Source organism: Streptomyces justiciae (assembly GCF_015163075.1).
In the GTDB taxonomy this organism is placed as follows: domain Bacteria; phylum Actinomycetota; class Actinomycetes; order Streptomycetales; family Streptomycetaceae; genus Streptomyces; species Streptomyces justiciae.
Genome location: NZ_JADDXU010000004.1, coordinates 307,211 through 321,440, shown reverse-complemented (window position 1 = coordinate 321,440; position 14,230 = coordinate 307,211). Strand labels below are relative to the sequence as shown.

The 14,230-nt window shown below is 72.1% G+C and carries 18 protein-coding genes and 1 pseudogene; 12 read left to right on the top strand and 7 right to left on the bottom strand.

The genetic code is table 11. The annotated features are described in order from the left end of the window. Positions 1 to 44: 44 nt before the first annotated feature. On the top strand, positions 45 to 686 hold the full coding sequence (locus IQ210_RS13925; RefSeq protein WP_194079296.1) for a dihydrofolate reductase family protein: 642 nt from the start codon (positions 45 to 47) through the stop codon (positions 684 to 686). A gap of 27 nt (positions 687 to 713) precedes the next feature. Here the strand turns inward: IQ210_RS13925 and pgm are convergent, their stop codons facing one another. Further along, complete coding sequence (pgm, locus tag IQ210_RS13920) at positions 714 to 2,354, bottom strand: phosphoglucomutase (alpha-D-glucose-1,6-bisphosphate-dependent) (protein ID WP_194079295.1); 1,641 nt, start codon at positions 2,352 to 2,354, stop codon at positions 714 to 716. A 144-nt stretch (positions 2,355 to 2,498) separates the two neighbouring features. Here pgm and IQ210_RS13915 point away from each other — a divergent pair, with 144 nt between their 5' ends. The 3 genes from IQ210_RS13915 (at position 2,499) to IQ210_RS13905 (ending at position 4,150) form a co-directional block, all read left to right on the top strand. Beyond that, the gene (locus tag IQ210_RS13915; RefSeq protein WP_194079294.1) at positions 2,499 to 3,140 is read left to right on the top strand and encodes a class I SAM-dependent methyltransferase; all 642 of its coding nucleotides are present in this window, start codon (positions 2,499 to 2,501) and stop codon (positions 3,138 to 3,140) included. A 148-nt stretch (positions 3,141 to 3,288) separates the two neighbouring features. After that, complete coding sequence (locus IQ210_RS13910; protein WP_194079293.1) at positions 3,289 to 3,795, top strand: cupin domain-containing protein; 507 nt, start codon at positions 3,289 to 3,291, stop codon at positions 3,793 to 3,795. A gap of 133 nt (positions 3,796 to 3,928) precedes the next feature. Then, positions 3,929 to 4,150: a hypothetical protein gene (locus IQ210_RS13905; RefSeq protein WP_194079292.1), complete on the top strand. Its 222-nt coding sequence runs from the start codon at positions 3,929 to 3,931 to the stop codon at positions 4,148 to 4,150. A gap of 391 nt (positions 4,151 to 4,541) precedes the next feature. On the opposite strand, the gene lexA is transcribed toward IQ210_RS13905, so the two are convergent. The 3 genes from lexA to IQ210_RS13890 form a co-directional block, all read right to left on the bottom strand. Then, positions 4,542 to 5,213, bottom strand: a complete 672-nt coding sequence (lexA, locus tag IQ210_RS13900) for a transcriptional repressor LexA (protein ID WP_194079291.1) — start codon at positions 5,211 to 5,213, stop codon at positions 4,542 to 4,544. 89 nt (positions 5,214 to 5,302) lie between these two features. After that, positions 5,303 to 5,632, bottom strand: a complete 330-nt coding sequence (locus IQ210_RS13895) for a branched-chain amino acid transporter permease (protein ID WP_194079290.1) — start codon at positions 5,630 to 5,632, stop codon at positions 5,303 to 5,305. Further along, positions 5,625 to 6,287: an AzlC family ABC transporter permease gene (locus IQ210_RS13890; RefSeq protein ID WP_256780887.1), complete on the bottom strand. Its 663-nt coding sequence runs from the start codon at positions 6,285 to 6,287 to the stop codon at positions 5,625 to 5,627. Before IQ210_RS13890 ends, IQ210_RS13895 begins: the two co-directional genes overlap by 8 nt. 164 nt (positions 6,288 to 6,451) lie before the next feature. Here IQ210_RS13890 and IQ210_RS13885 point away from each other — a divergent pair, with 164 nt between their 5' ends. Both IQ210_RS13885 and IQ210_RS13880 read left to right on the top strand, forming a co-directional pair. Beyond that, on the top strand, positions 6,452 to 6,910 hold the full coding sequence (locus IQ210_RS13885; RefSeq protein WP_194079283.1) for an Lrp/AsnC family transcriptional regulator: 459 nt from the start codon (positions 6,452 to 6,454) through the stop codon (positions 6,908 to 6,910). A 4-nt stretch (positions 6,911 to 6,914) separates the two neighbouring features. Beyond that, positions 6,915 to 7,610 (top strand): 2-phosphosulfolactate phosphatase, encoded by a 696-nt coding sequence (locus IQ210_RS13880; RefSeq protein ID WP_194079281.1) that lies wholly within the window; start codon positions 6,915 to 6,917, stop codon positions 7,608 to 7,610. A 49-nt stretch (positions 7,611 to 7,659) separates the two neighbouring features. Here IQ210_RS13880 and IQ210_RS13875 read toward each other — a convergent pair. Further along, positions 7,660 to 7,815, bottom strand: a pseudogene (locus IQ210_RS13875) (IMP dehydrogenase); the annotation flags it as partial. 124 nt (positions 7,816 to 7,939) lie between these two features. On the opposite strand from IQ210_RS13875, the gene IQ210_RS13870 reads away from it, so the two are divergent. After that, the gene (locus IQ210_RS13870) at positions 7,940 to 8,314 is read left to right on the top strand and encodes an MmyB family transcriptional regulator (protein ID WP_407699696.1); all 375 of its coding nucleotides are present in this window, start codon (positions 7,940 to 7,942) and stop codon (positions 8,312 to 8,314) included. Positions 8,315 to 8,421: 107 nt separating this feature from the next. Continuing rightward, on the top strand, positions 8,422 to 8,865 hold the full coding sequence (locus tag IQ210_RS13865; protein ID WP_194079279.1) for a pyridoxamine 5'-phosphate oxidase family protein: 444 nt from the start codon (positions 8,422 to 8,424) through the stop codon (positions 8,863 to 8,865). Here IQ210_RS13865 and IQ210_RS13860 read toward each other — a convergent pair. Next, positions 8,854 to 9,684 (bottom strand): hypothetical protein, encoded by an 831-nt coding sequence (locus IQ210_RS13860; RefSeq protein WP_194079277.1) that lies wholly within the window; start codon positions 9,682 to 9,684, stop codon positions 8,854 to 8,856. The two genes, IQ210_RS13865 and IQ210_RS13860, sit on opposite strands and share 12 nt — an antisense overlap. A gap of 357 nt (positions 9,685 to 10,041) precedes the next feature. On the opposite strand from IQ210_RS13860, the gene IQ210_RS13855 reads away from it, so the two are divergent. Together IQ210_RS13855 and IQ210_RS13850 are read left to right on the top strand one after the other, a co-directional pair. Further along, positions 10,042 to 11,418, top strand: a complete 1,377-nt coding sequence (locus tag IQ210_RS13855) for a diacylglycerol/lipid kinase family protein (protein ID WP_194079276.1) — start codon at positions 10,042 to 10,044, stop codon at positions 11,416 to 11,418. Further along, positions 11,411 to 12,007, top strand: a complete 597-nt coding sequence (locus IQ210_RS13850) for a phosphatase PAP2 family protein (protein WP_194079274.1) — start codon at positions 11,411 to 11,413, stop codon at positions 12,005 to 12,007. Before IQ210_RS13855 ends, IQ210_RS13850 begins: the two co-directional genes overlap by 8 nt. 23 nt (positions 12,008 to 12,030) lie before the next feature. Here IQ210_RS13850 and IQ210_RS13845 read toward each other — a convergent pair whose 3' ends face one another. Then, positions 12,031 to 12,462 carry a helix-turn-helix domain-containing protein gene (locus IQ210_RS13845; RefSeq protein WP_194079271.1) on the bottom strand — a complete coding sequence of 144 codons (432 nt, stop codon included), beginning with the start codon at positions 12,460 to 12,462 and terminating at the stop codon, positions 12,031 to 12,033. 95 nt (positions 12,463 to 12,557) lie between these two features. On the opposite strand from IQ210_RS13845, the gene IQ210_RS13840 reads away from it, so the two are divergent. Continuing rightward, on the top strand, positions 12,558 to 13,403 hold the full coding sequence (locus tag IQ210_RS13840; RefSeq protein ID WP_194079270.1) for a class I SAM-dependent methyltransferase: 846 nt from the start codon (positions 12,558 to 12,560) through the stop codon (positions 13,401 to 13,403). Positions 13,404 to 13,512: 109 nt separating this feature from the next. After that, on the top strand, positions 13,513 to 14,217 hold the full coding sequence (locus IQ210_RS13835) for a GNAT family N-acetyltransferase (RefSeq protein WP_194079268.1): 705 nt from the start codon (positions 13,513 to 13,515) through the stop codon (positions 14,215 to 14,217). Positions 14,218 to 14,230 lie beyond the last annotated feature (13 nt).

The following is a 14,230-nucleotide window of genomic DNA, read 5'->3' as shown; positions in this document are numbered from 1 at the left end:
GGCCCAACCGGAAAACCCCGGAAGAACACGAGGAGGCGCCCGTCATGTCACTCGCCCGCGTCCACAACTTCTCCGTCTCGCTCGACGGCTTCGGCACCGGCGAGGGGCTGAGCCTCGAGGCACCGTTCGGCCATGCGGGTGAACGGCTGCACGAGTGGATGTTCGCCACCCGGTGGTGGCAGGAGACGACCGGCGGCCCCGGCGGGAGCAGCGGCCTGGACGACGTCTTCGTACGGCGGTTCGACCCCGGGATCGGCGCCGAGATCATGGGCGCCGGGAAGTTCGGCTACCCCGGGTGGCACGAGGACGCGGACTGGAAGGGCTGGTGGGGACCCAACCCGCCCTTCCACACACCGACGTTCGTCCTCACCCACCACACGCGTCCGTCGATCGAGATGGAGGGCGGCACGACCTTCCACTTCCTCGACACCTCGCCCGCAAAGGCGCTGGAGACCGCCCGCGAGGCCGCGGGCGGTCTGGACGTCCGCATCGGCGGGGGCGCCACCGTCATCCGTGACTTCCTCGCCGCCGGACTCATCGACCATCTGCACGTGGTGGTCGTACCGATCCTGCTCGGCCGGGGCGTGCGCCTGTGGGACGGGCTGGAGGAGCTGGAGACGGCGTACGCCGTCGAGGCCGTCTCCTCGCCGAGCGGGGTCACGCATCTGACGCTGACGCGCAGGTGAACCCCTCGCCCGTCGGCGGCTGAGGCGTCAGCTGCCGAGCGCGTTCAGCACCACGGCCCTGGCCTCCTCCTGGACCTGACGCAGGTGGTCGGCGCCCAGGAAGGACTCCCCGTAGATCTTGTAGACGTCCTCGGTGCCCGAAGGGCGGGCCGCGAACCAGGCGTTGGCGGTGCCGACCTTGATGCCGCCGAGAGCGGCGCCGTTGCCGGGGGCCTCGGTGAGGACCGTGGTGACCGGCTCTCCGGCGAGGGTGTCGGCGGTGACCTGGCGCGGGGAGAGCTTGGCGAGCAGGGCCTTCTCCTCGCGGGAGGCCGGGGCGTCGACGCGCGCGTAGGCGGGGGCGCCGAAGCGGTCGGTGAGCTCGGCGTAGTGCTGTGAGGGGGTCTTGCCGGTGACGGCCGTGATCTCGGAAGCGAGCAGGGCCAGCAGGATGCCGTCCTTGTCGGTGGTCCACACCGAGCCGTCGCGGCGCAGGAAGGAGGCGCCGGCCGACTCCTCGCCGCCGAAGCCGAGCGTGCCGTCGGAGAGTCCGTCCACGAACCACTTGAAGCCGACCGGGACCTCGACCAGCGGGCGGCCGACGTCGGCCGCGACCCGGTCGATCATGCTCGACGACACGAGGGTCTTGCCGATCCCGGCGCCCGCGGGCCACTCCTGCCGGTGCGAGAAGAGGTAGGAGATCGCCACGGCCAGATAGTGGTTGGGGTTCATCAGGCCGCCGTCCGGCGTGACGATGCCGTGCCGGTCGGCGTCGGCGTCGTTGCCGGTCGCGATGTCGAAGCGGTCGCGCCGCTCGATGAGGGAGGCCATGGCGTACGGGGAGGAGCAGTCCATGCGGATCTTGCCGTCCCAGTCCAGGGTCATGAACCGCCAGGTGGGGTCGGTGAGCGGGTTCACCACCGTGAGGTCGAGGCCGTGCTGTTCGGCGATCCGGCCCCAGTAGGCGACCGAGGCGCCGCCGAGCGGGTCGGCGCCGATGCGCACACCGGCGGACCGGATCGCGTCCAGGTCGAGCACGTGCGGCAGGTCGGCGACGTAGGCGCCGAGGAAGTCGTGGCGTCCGGTGCCGGGGGCGGCCAGCGCGCGGGCGTACGGGATGCGTCGTACGTCCTTCAGGCCGCCCATGATGATCTCGTTGGCGCGGTCCTGGATCCAGGAGGTCGCCTCGGAGCCGGCCGGGCCGCCGCTCGGCGGGTTGTACTTGAAGCCGCCGTCGGCGGGCGGGTTGTGCGAGGGGGTGACGACCACGCCGTCGGCGAGGCCGGAGGCGCGGCCCCGGTTGTGGGTGAGGATCGCGAGCGAGACCGCGGGGGTGGGCGTGTAGCCGTCGGCCTGGTCGATGAGGACGGTGACGTCGTTGGCGGCGAACACCTCAAGGGCCGTGATCCGGGCGGGCTCGGACAGGGCGTGGGTGTCGGCGCCGAGGAAGAGGGGGCCGTCGGTGCCCTGGGCGGCGCGGTATTCGCAGATGGCCTGGCTGGTGGCGGCGATGTGGTCCTCGTTGAAGGCCGCCGCGAGGGACGAGCCGCGGTGTCCCGAGGTGCCGAACGCCACGCGCTGCCCGGGCTCGGCCGGGTCGGGGTGGAGCGCGTAGTACGCCGTGACCAGCCGGGCCACGTCGATGAGGTCCTCGGGTCCGGCGACCTGTCCCGCTCGCGCGTCCTGCATTTCCCCGCTCCTCCGCAAGTCGACCAGTGCGTACGGCCCTCATTCTCCCCTGCCCGGGCCGGGGGGACGCGCACCGGGCGGCCGTTGTGGCCCGTGTGCGGCGGATGCGACGATGCAGGTCGGCGAGCGAAGGGGAGCATCGACGTGCCGCACGAGGACCAACGGCCGCCTGCCGCAGTGCTGTTCGACGCGCTGGGCGCCGACTACGAGAAGGCGTTCGCGCACGCGCCCGCGCATCTGGCCGCGCTCGAGTGGCTGGCCGAGCGGCTGCCGCCCGCCGCGCGCGTCCTGGACGTGGGCAGCGGTACGGGGCGGCCCACCGCGGCCGCGCTCGTCGCGGCGGGGCACTCGGTGCTGGGCGTGGACGTCTCCCCCGTCATGGTCGAGCTGGCCGGCCGCCAGGTGCCCGAGGCCGAGTTCCGCCACGCCGACATCCGTGAACTCCCGCTGGAGGCAGGGTCGTTCGACGGGGTGTGCGTGTTCTTCTCGCTGCTTCAGATGAGCCGGGCCGAGCAGTCGGCTCTGCTGCGGCGGCTGGCCGGGGCTCTGAGGCCGGGCGGGCATCTGGTGCTGGCCACCGTGGCCGCGGACGTGGAGGACGTCGAGGTCGTCTTCATGGGCCGACCGGTCCGCGCGACGAGCTTCGCCGAGGAGGGCGTCGTCGCCATGGTGGAGGAGGCGGGCCTGACGGTACTGGCGCGGCAGCACGCCACCTTCACCCCGGACCACCCGGACGCCGCCCCCGAACCCCACCTCTTCCTGCACTGCCGCCGCGACGCGTCCTGACGCCGCGGTCCTCCGGAGCACGCCTGGTGCCGCGGTATTAGGTCCGCGGCCCCATTCCCCCTCCGCCGAAAGATCGTCCGCGCGCCCGATACGGCCCTCCCGACACGGGAGCCACCCTTGCGGTGACAGCCCGTCGAAGGAGCGCAGCATGTCGTACATCGCCTACCCGGAACCCCGCTACCACGGAGACGAGGGCGAGGTGAACGCGGCCTTCCGCCCGGCCGACACCCCACCGGACATCTCCTCGCCCGGCGCCGCCACCCACTACCTCGCCACGCACGCCTCGACCGGCGGTGAATTCGGGCTCTACAAAGTCGAGTTGGGAGCGCGGGCGGCCGGCGCCAAGACGCACTTCCACAAGGCGATGTCGGAGTCCTTCTACATCCTCTCCGGCGAACTCGAGCTCTACGACGGCGAGAAGTGGGTCACCGGCCGTGAGGGAGATTTCCTTTACGTACCCGTCGGCGGCCTGCACGCCTTCAAGAACGTGACCGACGAGCCGATGTCCATGCTGATGCTGTTCTCCCCCGGCGCTCCCCGCGAGGAGTACTTCGAGCAGGTCGCGGAGATGACACGGCGCAGCCGGGAGGAACTCAAGGAGTTCCGCGTCCGGCACGACAGCTACTTCGAGGAGGACTTCGCCCCCGAGCGCTAGCGCCGGTCCCAGCCGAATGCAGGCGGCTCAGCACGTCTCGAAACGCCAGCTTTACGACGAGATGTGCCTATTGCCGTGCGGATGTGTGCCGACGGCCACAGCACGCCGGCTGCGCATGGGCGCATACTGAGCCATGACAAAGCCTGCGGCACGATCGCGCCATTTGCCCACCAGCCCCTTCAAAGCCCCGGTCACACCGGCTCCCAAGCACTTCGCCGAGGGCGACCAGGTCACGCACGACATGTACGGCCTCGGCCGGGTGATCGGCATGGAGGACGGGATCGCGGCGCTCGTGGACTTCGGCTCGACGCAGATGCGGATCTTGAGCCCGTACGCCAAGATGACCAAGCTGTAGGACGGCCGTGCCCCGTCGCGGCACGCCAGGCCTCGTACGGGGCCTGTGACGAAAGGCAGACCTCTCATCGACTCGACATCGCTGTTCTCCGCCCCGGAAGGGCAACCCTGCCGTTCCACGGCTGTGTCGCCGCCTCCGACGACCACCCCCTTCCAAGCCCCGAACTTCGGAGACGACGAGGTCTTCTGGTCAGAGCACGCACAGGTACCTGCCCCGGGTACGCGTACAGCGCGGCCCAAGGCTGCCTAGCGAGTTTTCGACGGCTCAACCCCGACGGGTTCGCATCACGAACCCTTCGCCGACTCAGAGGGCCGGACCGCATCAGCGGTCCGGCCCTCTGTCTCAGCTACTTCGGCGACGCCCCTGCCCGTGCTCCGACCGAGCGGGGCGGTCAGAGCACGCGCAGGACTCCGACGACCTTGCCCAGGATCTGGGCCTGGTCGCCGGGGATCGGCTCGTAGGCGGGGTTGCGGGGCATCAGCCACACCTGTCCGTCCTGGCGGCGCAGCACCTTGACGGTGGCCTCGTCCTCCAGGAGCGCGGCGACGATGTCTCCGTGGTCGGCGCTGTCCTGGCGGCGGACGGTCACGATGTCGCCGTCGCAGATCGCCGCCTCGATCATCGAGTCGCCGGACACCGTCAGCGCGAACAGGTCTCCCTCACCGACGACCTGCCGGGGCAGGGAGTAGACGTCCTCGACCATCTCGTCGGCGAGCAGCGGCGCACCGGCGGCGATCCGGCCGACGAGCGGCACCTCTACGGGCGTGGCGCCGCGGTGGCCCAGGTCGGGCGCCCAGGAGGGCCGGACCTGGTAGGCGCGGGGTGTGTGGGGGTCGCGGTAGAGGACGCCCTTGCGTTCCAACACCATCAGCTGGTGGGCGACCGAGGAGGTGCTGGCGAGTTCGACGGCCTGGCCGATCTCCCGCATCGACGGCGGGTAGCCCTGCCGCGCGACCGTCTCCGTGATGTAGCGGACGATGGCCGCCTGGCGGTTCGTCAGCTCGCCTTCGGCCACCCTCGCGCCTGGGGGACGGCCCCGGCGGGCGGGTGCTGTGTTCTCCATCCGGGGCACCTCCGTACAAGATCCTTACGGAATGTGACCATAACCCACGCTTCGCTTGATTGGAACACTGTTTCGATCGGGGGCCGGGTTCAGCGCGGGAGGACCGCGCTGACCAGGACGACGTGGACGGCGGTGCCGCCGAGGATGCTCAGCAGCGCGTTGCGGCGCCACAGGTGCAGCCCGATCGTGGCGGCGAGGGCGGACAGCGGGGCCAGGGCGCCCACTGAAGACACGGACAGGTCGCGCAGGCAGTAGACGACGAGGATCACCATGACGCCCGCGGGCATGCGGGTGCTGAGGTGGCGGACCGTGGCGCTGGCGCGCAGCGGGGCGAGGACCGCGAAGGGCAGGGCGCGCAGCGCCCAGGTGACCGCGGCGCTCACGAGGACCGCGGCGACGGCGTAACCGGGTTCAGGCACGGTACGGCTCCTCGCCGGTCATCGGTCGGTTGCGGGTCGCCGCCGCACGGACCAGGAGCCCGGCGGTGAACAGGGCGAAGGCCACCGGCAGCAGCTGGCCGGGGACGAGAACCCGGGCGATCAGGGCGCTCAGCAGCGCCAGCAGCGGGGTCGGCAGATCGCCGCGCAGGCCTCTGAGCGCGTCGAGGGCCAGGACGGTGAAGAGGGCGGTCAACGCGAAGTCCAGGCCGGTGACGCCGTCCGGGATGAGGGTTCCGAGCAGCGCTCCGGCCGTCGCGCTTCCGGCCCAGTACAGGTGCATGAAGAGCTGGAGCCACAGGATGCGCGGGCCCGGCCAGGAGCGGGACCGCTCGCCGGCGGTCAGGGCGTACGCCTCGTCGCTCAGGGCGTAGGTGCCGTACGCCTTGCCGAGGCGGCCGCGCACCCGGTGCAGGGGGAAGGAGAGCGCGTAGAACACGTGCCGGACGTTGACCAGGAAGGCGGTCACCGCGATCGACGCCGGCGGGGCGGCGGCCGTGACCATGCCGATGAGCAGGAACTCGAACGAGCCGCCGTAGACGAGGGCGGCGGACAGTCCCGCCCACCACCAGTCGAGGCCGGACCGGGCGGCGAGCGCCCCGAAGGCGAGCCCCAGCGGCAGGAAGCCCAGCCCCACGGAGGCGGAGTCCGCGAGGGCCGCCCGCGCATGCCCCGTCGAGGGCGACCGGTCGGGGGCAGGCGGGGACGAGTCGCCGACAGCGACGGAATCTATTCGCATGGGGACATTTTAGAAAAGCTGCAACCTCATTTGGTTTCCATTCATGGCTGTAAACTCGGCTCATGGGCAATGAAATGAGCCTGGATGCCGTTGATCGCGACATTCTGTTTCACCTGCGGCAGGACGGGCAGCTCACCAACGTGGAACTGGCCCGTCGGGTCGGTCTGACCCCACCCCCGTGCCTGCGCCGGGTCAAGCGGCTGGAAGCGGCCGGGATCATCGCCGGGTACCGGGTCGTCATCGACCCCGAGGCGCTGGGACGCGGGCTCGAGGTCCTCGTGGACGTCGAGATCTATGCCAACGACCGCAAGACCGTCGCCGAGTTCGAGGAGACGGTCGCGTCCTACGAGGAGGTCATCGAGTTCCGCCGCATGTACGGGCGTCCGGACTATTTCATCCGCGTGGCCGTCGCCGATCACGCCGCGTACGAGGCCTTCCTCTCCGACCGGCTCAGCGGTCTGCCCGCGGTCCTGCGTCTGGAGTCCCACCTGACCATGAAGAAGATCAAGGCGGAGAACTGAGCCGGTGGATCAACGTTTCGTGGGCATCGGGGAGTTGACCGAGGTTCCGTGCGTCGCGGTCGTGGTCGATGTGATGCGGGCCTTCACCGTGGCCGCCTGGGCCTTCGCGCGCGGTGCGGAGCGGATCGTCCTGGCGTCGTCGGAGGAGGAGGCGCTGGCGCTGAAGGAGAGCCGGCCGGGTTGGCTGGCGCTCAAGGACGGCCCTCCGGCGGCGGGCTTCGACGCGGTGAACTCCCCGGGGCTGATCAAGTCGGCCGAACTTTCCGGTCGTACCGTGGTGCAGAAGACGACCGCCGGCACCGTGGGCGCGCTGGCCGTCGCCGACGCTCCGCTGGTGCTGTGCGCGAGCTTCGTGGTGGCCGGTGCGACGGCGCGGCAGCTGCGGGCCGAGGGGCTTGGTCCGGTGACCTTCGTCGTCACCGGTGAGGACGGCCGGGCCGACGAGGATCGGGCCTGCGCCGAGTACATCGCCCGGCGGATCGACGAGGACGATGCCGAGGCAGCCCCATACGTCCGCCGGGCGCGGGTTTCCCGGGCCGCTGCCGATCTCACCGACGGAGTGCGGCTCGGATACCGGGGAGTTCATCCGGACGACGTCGAACTCTGCCTGGAGGTCGACCGGTTCTCCTTCGCGATGGTCGCTCGACGGGAGGAGTCCCTCATGGTGCTGCGGCCCACCGGGGAGCACGCCGGCTGGTGACCGGCCGCAGCTGCCACAGGTGTGGCCCCTCCTTGGAGGCTGGGCTGGATCAGGGCTTGAGCAGGGCCTTGATGGCGCGGCGTTCGTCCATCGCCCGGTAGCCCTCGGCGACCTGGTCGAGCGGCAGGGTCAGGTCGAAGACCTTGCCGGGGTTGATACGGCCGTCGAGGACGCGCTGGATGAGGTCGGGGAGGTAGCGCTCGACACGCCGGCCCGAGTGCTCCTTCTGGGTGACGACGAGCGCGGCCGGCTGTTCCAGCTCGCGGGCAAGCCCGTGACCCGCACCCGGCGCCGCGGCCGGCAGAAGGTCCAGATTCACCGAACCGGCGATGCGCACCCTGTACGCGGACTGGGAGGCCGCGGCCCAGAGCTGCGTGGCGCAGCTGCGAATGGAGGCGGCGAGGTGTCCCGAGGACCCGCGGCTGGCCAAGCTGGTCGGTGAACTGTCCACGAGGGACGCGCAATTCGCGAAGTGGTGGGCCGATCACCGGGTCGCCGCCCGGACGGTGGGCACGAAGATCCTCGATCACCCGGTGGTGGGTGAACTGGTCCTGGAGTGGGACATGTTGACCGCCCACACCGATCCCGACCAGCACCTGACGGTCTGGACCGCCGCACCCGGCTCACCGACGCACGAACGCCTGCGCATCCTGGCCTCATGGGCCGTCGAACAGAAGCTGCCGGCTTCTTCGTCCCTGGCCTGACGTACGTCCGGCCCGCACACGGTGGTGCGGCGAGAGGCGGCTGTGTCGCAGTCGGTCCGCGGACCTAGGACCGGGGACGGTGGGCAAACGGCGTTCGGCCTCGCACCATGGGCGTCGTGACCTCTGATGCCTTCGATGTCGACGCGTTCCTCGCACAGCCGCTGACCGCGCGGCTGGCCACGAACGGGCCCACCGTGCGCCCCCTGTGGTTCCTGTGGGAGGACAGTGCCTTCTGGGTTCTGACAGGCCCGTGGACACGGCTGTTCGACCGCGTCAAGGACGACCCGAATGTCTCGCTCGTGGTCGACGAGTGCGATCTGGCGTCGGGCCGGGTCCGGCAAGTGGTCGCCCGGGGTACGGCCGAACTCGTGCCGTTCGACGTACCGCGGGGCCGCCGCAAGCTGACCCGCTACCTCGGCGCGGACGAGACGCGCTGGGACGACCGCTTCGTGCGTTATCTGTACGACGATCCCGCCCGCCGAGGGACCGTGTGGCTGCGCCTGACACCCCGTTCCCTGCGCGCGCTGGACCTCAGTTACTCAGTGGGCTGAGTCCCGGCGCTGCCGCAGCACGTCGATCTCGGATTTGAGGCGTTCCGCCTCGGGGCTGAGGTCGTCGGCCGCCGAGAGGATGCGGTCCGCCTCCGCGATCAGGCCGTTGTCGCAGATGCCGCGGTCCGAGCGGGCCGCGGCGTGGAGTCGGCGCAAGTAGCCGTCCGCGGTGTCCAGTTCGGCGGCGAGCCCGGCCGGAGCGTCGTACGCGAGCGGGCCGACGAAGGCGACCGAACCCGCCGGGACGGGCGTCCTCGCGGGCCCCTCCATCAGGGTGATGTCCACGAGGTAGAGGCGTGGGTCGAGGGTGGGGGCGTCGCCGAGGGTGAACAGGACGCGTTCCACCTCGCCGGCCGCCAGGTCGTAGTCGCCGTCGACCGATACGGTCACGGGGAGGTCCTGATCCGCCGCCGGGGACAGGTCGACGTCGTAGTCGGCGGTGATCTTCGTGATGCCGCCGGTATTGGGCAGACAGCGCGATGAGGCCTCCGGGGGCTCCAGGTTCCGCACCTCGCGCAGGGTGAACCGGAACTCGCCGATCGCCGCCTTCAGTTCGCCCGGGTTGCGCAGGGTGAGGGTGAGCCTCGTCGCGAGGACGGCGCCGTCGAGCCATCGTGTGTCGTCAAGGAACTTCGCCGGGACCTTCCGTGGGGCCGGGAACCCTCGGGCGACGACCTCGACCCTGGCCGACTTCGACGGCGCCGCCGGGCTCGAGGGGGTCGACTGCGCGGTGCCGCCCGCCGGTCCTTCCTCGCCGGACACGAACGGGTTGGGCAGCCAGCCGAAGAACACGGTGACGAACGCCAGTACGGACGCCATCGCCAGCGCCGTCAGACTGGTGCGCCAGCCGTCGCCGCCCGCGTTGCGAGTGCCGTCGCCTCTGCTCCGGGAGTCGTCGCCTCCGCTGCGGCGTCGTCCCCGTTCCGAGAGTCGTCGCCCCCAGAGCCGTTCGCGCCGCTCCCCCGCCCGTCTTCGCCCATGCCCCGCCACTCCCCCGTACGGCAGGCCCAGGACCGGCCTACCGGGGCCGGTCCGCGCTCCCGCGCCTCCCCATCGTGCCGTGCGGACCGCCCCGACGGCACCCGGCGGAGCAAAGGACTGCGGTCGGCCGATCTTTGCGGGGACAATGGCAGCGACCACCCCACCCCTGGGACCTCGCGACTCGCCCGGAGCGTCATGAACACGGCCTCATCGACGAACCGAACGGAGCCGAGCGGCTTCGACAGACGGGCGCGGGCGCTGGCCCGCCTCGCTCTGGTGTGTCTCGCGGGTGCCGTCGCGGCCGTGGCGGCCGGTGCGAGCCAGTTGCTGATCCTGCTGGCGGGTCTGGGCGGGCTGGGGCTGGCGGGTGCGGGCCTCTGGTGGGCGCTGGCGCATCGGGGGCTGGCGCGACTGTGCGGCGCGCTGTTGGCCGTGGCCGCGCCGGTGGGCGTCCTCGTGCTGTACGCCGTATCCGGCCTGTGGCTGTTCGCGGTGGCGGCGCTGGGCGCCTGGGCCGCGGCGCTGGCCTGCGCCCGGAGCGCGCTGCGCCGGCGACGCAGACCGCACGGCATGCGCTCGCGGTCCGTACGGCCGCCCGAACGGCCCGTCCTGATCATGAATCCGCGGTCGGGAGGCGGGAAGGTCGGCCGGCATTCGCTGGTGGAGCGGGCCGAGGCGCTCGGCGCCCGGGTGATCCTGCTCGACCTCGACGCCCGGCCCGATCCGGCGGCGATCGCCCGGCAGGCCGTCGCCGAGGGCGCGGATATGCTCGGCGTGGCCGGCGGCGACGGCACCCAGGCCCTCGTCGCACAGGTGGCTGCCGCGCACGACGTACCGTTCATGGTCCTGGCGGCCGGGACCCGCAACCACTTCGCCATGGACCTGGGCCTGGACCGCACCGACCCCGCGACCGGCCTGGACGCCCTCACGGACGGCGTGGAACTCCGCGTCGACCTGGGCGACGTGGCAGGGTTGCCGTTCGTGAACACGGTCTCCTTCGGGGCGTACGCCGAGATCGTGCAGTCCCCCGACTACCGCGACGCCAAGGCCGTCACCGCGCTCGACCAGCTGCCGGACCTGCTCGTCGGCGACGCGGCCACGAAGCTGCAGGCCCAGGCCGACGGCGACCGGCTGCCGGTGCCGCAGGCGCTCCTGGTGAGCAACAACCCCTACGTCCTCGCCGACCCGCTGGGCGCGGGGCGCCGGGCCCGGCTCGACACCGGCCGGCTGGGGGTGCTCGCCGTCCGGATCGAGGGTGCCGCCCAGGCCGCCGAGCTGGCGTTCCGGGGTGAACGGGCCAGTGGCATCACCTCGCTGACCGCACGTCAGGTGACCGTCGAGGCCGACGCGGAGCTGATCGCGGTGGCCGTGGACGGCGAGGCGCTCACCCTGCCGCCGCCGGTGGTGTGCACGGTGCGGCCCGGCGCGCTGCGGGTCCGGGTGCCCCGGCAGCGGCCCGGCGCGCCCTACACGGCTCCGTCCGTGGACTGGCGGCACATCGTCCGCCTCGCCCTCGACCGTCCCCGTCCCTCCCCTACCACCAGCACACCGCAGGAGCACAGCGATGCCTGACCGCCCGCAGCGTGACCACGGCGCCTCCCGAGCGCTGTTGCGCGATCTCGCCGCCCTCGACCAGGCGCTCTACGAGGCCGTGACGATCACTCACACGCCGACCCTGGACCACGCCCTGCGCCGGCTGTCCGCGGCGGCGGACCACTCCAAGATCTCGTTCGCGGTCGCCGGCCTGCTCGCCCTGTGCCCCGGACGGCCCCGCCGCGCCGCGGCCCTGGGCGTCGCGGCCATCGGTGTCGCCTCGACGACCGCGAACCTGCTGGGCAAGCGACTGGTGCGCCGCCCCCGTCCGCACCGCGCCGAGGACTCGCCCTTTCCCGGACGGCATGTGCCGATGCCGGAGTCGGCGTCGTTCCCGTCCGGTCACACCGCGTCGGCCGTCGCCTTCGCGGCCGCCGTGGGCCCCGCCCTCCCCGTCGCCACCCTTCCGCTCGGGCTGCTCGCCTGCGCGGTGGGCTACTCCCGCGTCCACACCGGCGTCCACTACCCGGGCGACGTCATCGCGGGCGCCGTCCTGGGCACCGGCGCGGCGGCCGCCATCCTCGCCGCCACCGGCTGGGACGGCCCGCACCGCACCCGTTGTCCCTGATGCCGACCGCCAGCCGAGCCGGGTCAGCGCGGCCCCGGGGTCCGCTTCGGCGGTGCCGGTACGACGCCCGTCGCCGCGGCCCTCAGAAGTCCGCGGAAGGTGGCGCACTCCATGTGGCTCGGCGCGGGGCAGGCGGCGGCATGCCTCAAGGAGTCGCGCAGGACGGCCAGTTCCCGCATCCGCGCCTCCAGCTCCTCCGCCTTGGCCGCGAGCATCCGCCGGTCGATGTCGGGCCGCCCGTCCGGCGCGAACATCCTCGCGATCTCGTCGAGCGAGAACCCCGCGGTGCGCCCCAGCGCGATCAGCGCGAGGCGTTCGAGCACGCCGGGGTCGTACTGCCGGCGCAGACCGCGCCGGCCGGAGGAGGTGATCAGGCCCTTCTCCTCGTAGTACCGCAGGGTGGAGGCGGGGACGCCCGCGCGTCGGGCCACCTCGCCGATGTCCAGGACTGTCATCTTCTTGACCTCAAGTCGACTTGAAGTAGCACGCTGTCATTCGAACCCGCCGATGGCAAGAACCCGTCGATGGCACGCAAGCACAGGAGACGCTCATGGAGTTCAAGCACCCGGCCGAGGACGACCAGGCGGCCCGCTGGGGTCGCGCCGGCCATGTCTGGGTCGAGAAGCAGGAGTTGCTGGACGGGCTGCTCAGGCCCCTGGAGGAGGTGCTCGTCGAGGAGCTGCCCGCCGGGTCCGGGGGCCGGGTGCTCGACGTCGGCTGCGGCACCGGGAGCACGGCGGTGGCGATCGCCCGGCGGCTCGGTCCGGAAGGGCACTGCGTCGGCGTCGACATCTCCGAGCCGATGATCGCCGCCGCCCGGGACCGCGCGGAACGGACGGGCGTGGCGGCGTCGTTCGTGGTGGCCGACGCGGCGGACCATCCGTTCGAGCCCGCGAGCTTCGACGCCGTCGTCTCGCGCCTCGGTGTGATGTTCTTCGACGACCCGGTCCACGCCTTCACCCGGCTGCGGCGCGCGGCGAAGGACGGGGCACCGCTGCGGTTCGTCGCCTGGCGGGGCGCCGCCGAGAACCCGTTCATGACGACCGCCGAACAGGCCGCCGGGCCGCTGCTGCCGCAGCTTCCGCCCCGACGGCCTGACGGGCCGGGCCAGTTCGCCTTCGCGGACCCGGACACGGTGCGCGGCATCCTGGCGAAGAGCGGGTGGGGCGAGATCGGCCTCCGGCCGGTGGAGCTGCCGTGCACGCTGCCGACGAGCGAGTTGGAGGGCTACTTCACCAAGCTCGGGCCGCTGGGGTTGGTCCTGCCCGACGTGGACGAGGACACCCGGCAGCGTGTCGTCGAGACGGTCCGCGCCGCCTTCGAGCCGTTCGTGCACGGTCCTGAAGTGCGTTTCACGGCCGCCTGTTGGCTGGTGGAGGCCCAGGCGACGGCGTGACGGCAAGCGCCTGCGTGGCGCGGCTTTGGGGCGGTTTCCCGCGGACCGGGACGTACCATTCGGGGGCCGTTCCGGCCACCCGCCCGTACGTGACGAAAGGCCCCGCACGATGACGACCAGCGATGTCACCGCACTCGACGACCCGGTGGGCTCGTCGCTGCGCGGTCACCACGCTCATCTCGGCCGGCGACTCGGCCGGGCCGCGACCTATGTCCCGGGGGTCGCGACCTTCTCGGCGGTGCCCGGCGACGCGGAGGCTGCGGACTGGGCGGATCTGGCGCAGCTGTTGGGGGGCGGCCAGTTCGCCGACCTGTTCAGCTGCACCGCCACCCCGCCGGCCGACTGGGAGCCCGTCTTCGTCCTGGAGGGCCGGCAGTTGACCTGGCCCGACCATGGCTCGGTCGAGGAAGCCGACGTCGCGGGCGGCACCGAAGTGCTGGAGCTGGGCGTGGCCGATGTGCCCGAGATGCTCGACCTCGTCACGCGGGCCGAACCGGGGCCGTTCTGGCCGCGCACCCATGAACTCGGCACGTATCTCGGCATCCGCGACGGCGGCCGGCTGGTGGCCATGGCGGGCGAACGGCTCCGGCCGCCGGGCTGGACCGAGATCAGCGCGGTCTGCACCGCGCCCGAGGCACGCGGGCGCGGCCACGCCCGGCGTCTGATCGGGGCGCTCACCGCCCGTATCACCGCCCGCGGCGAGCGCCCCTTCCTGCACGTGGCCGAGAGCAACACCGGGGCGCTCGCGCTGTACGAGCGGCTCGGCTTCGAGAGCCGGAAGCCGGTGACGTTCCGCGGGTTCCGTACGCCGTGATGTTCTCCCCGGG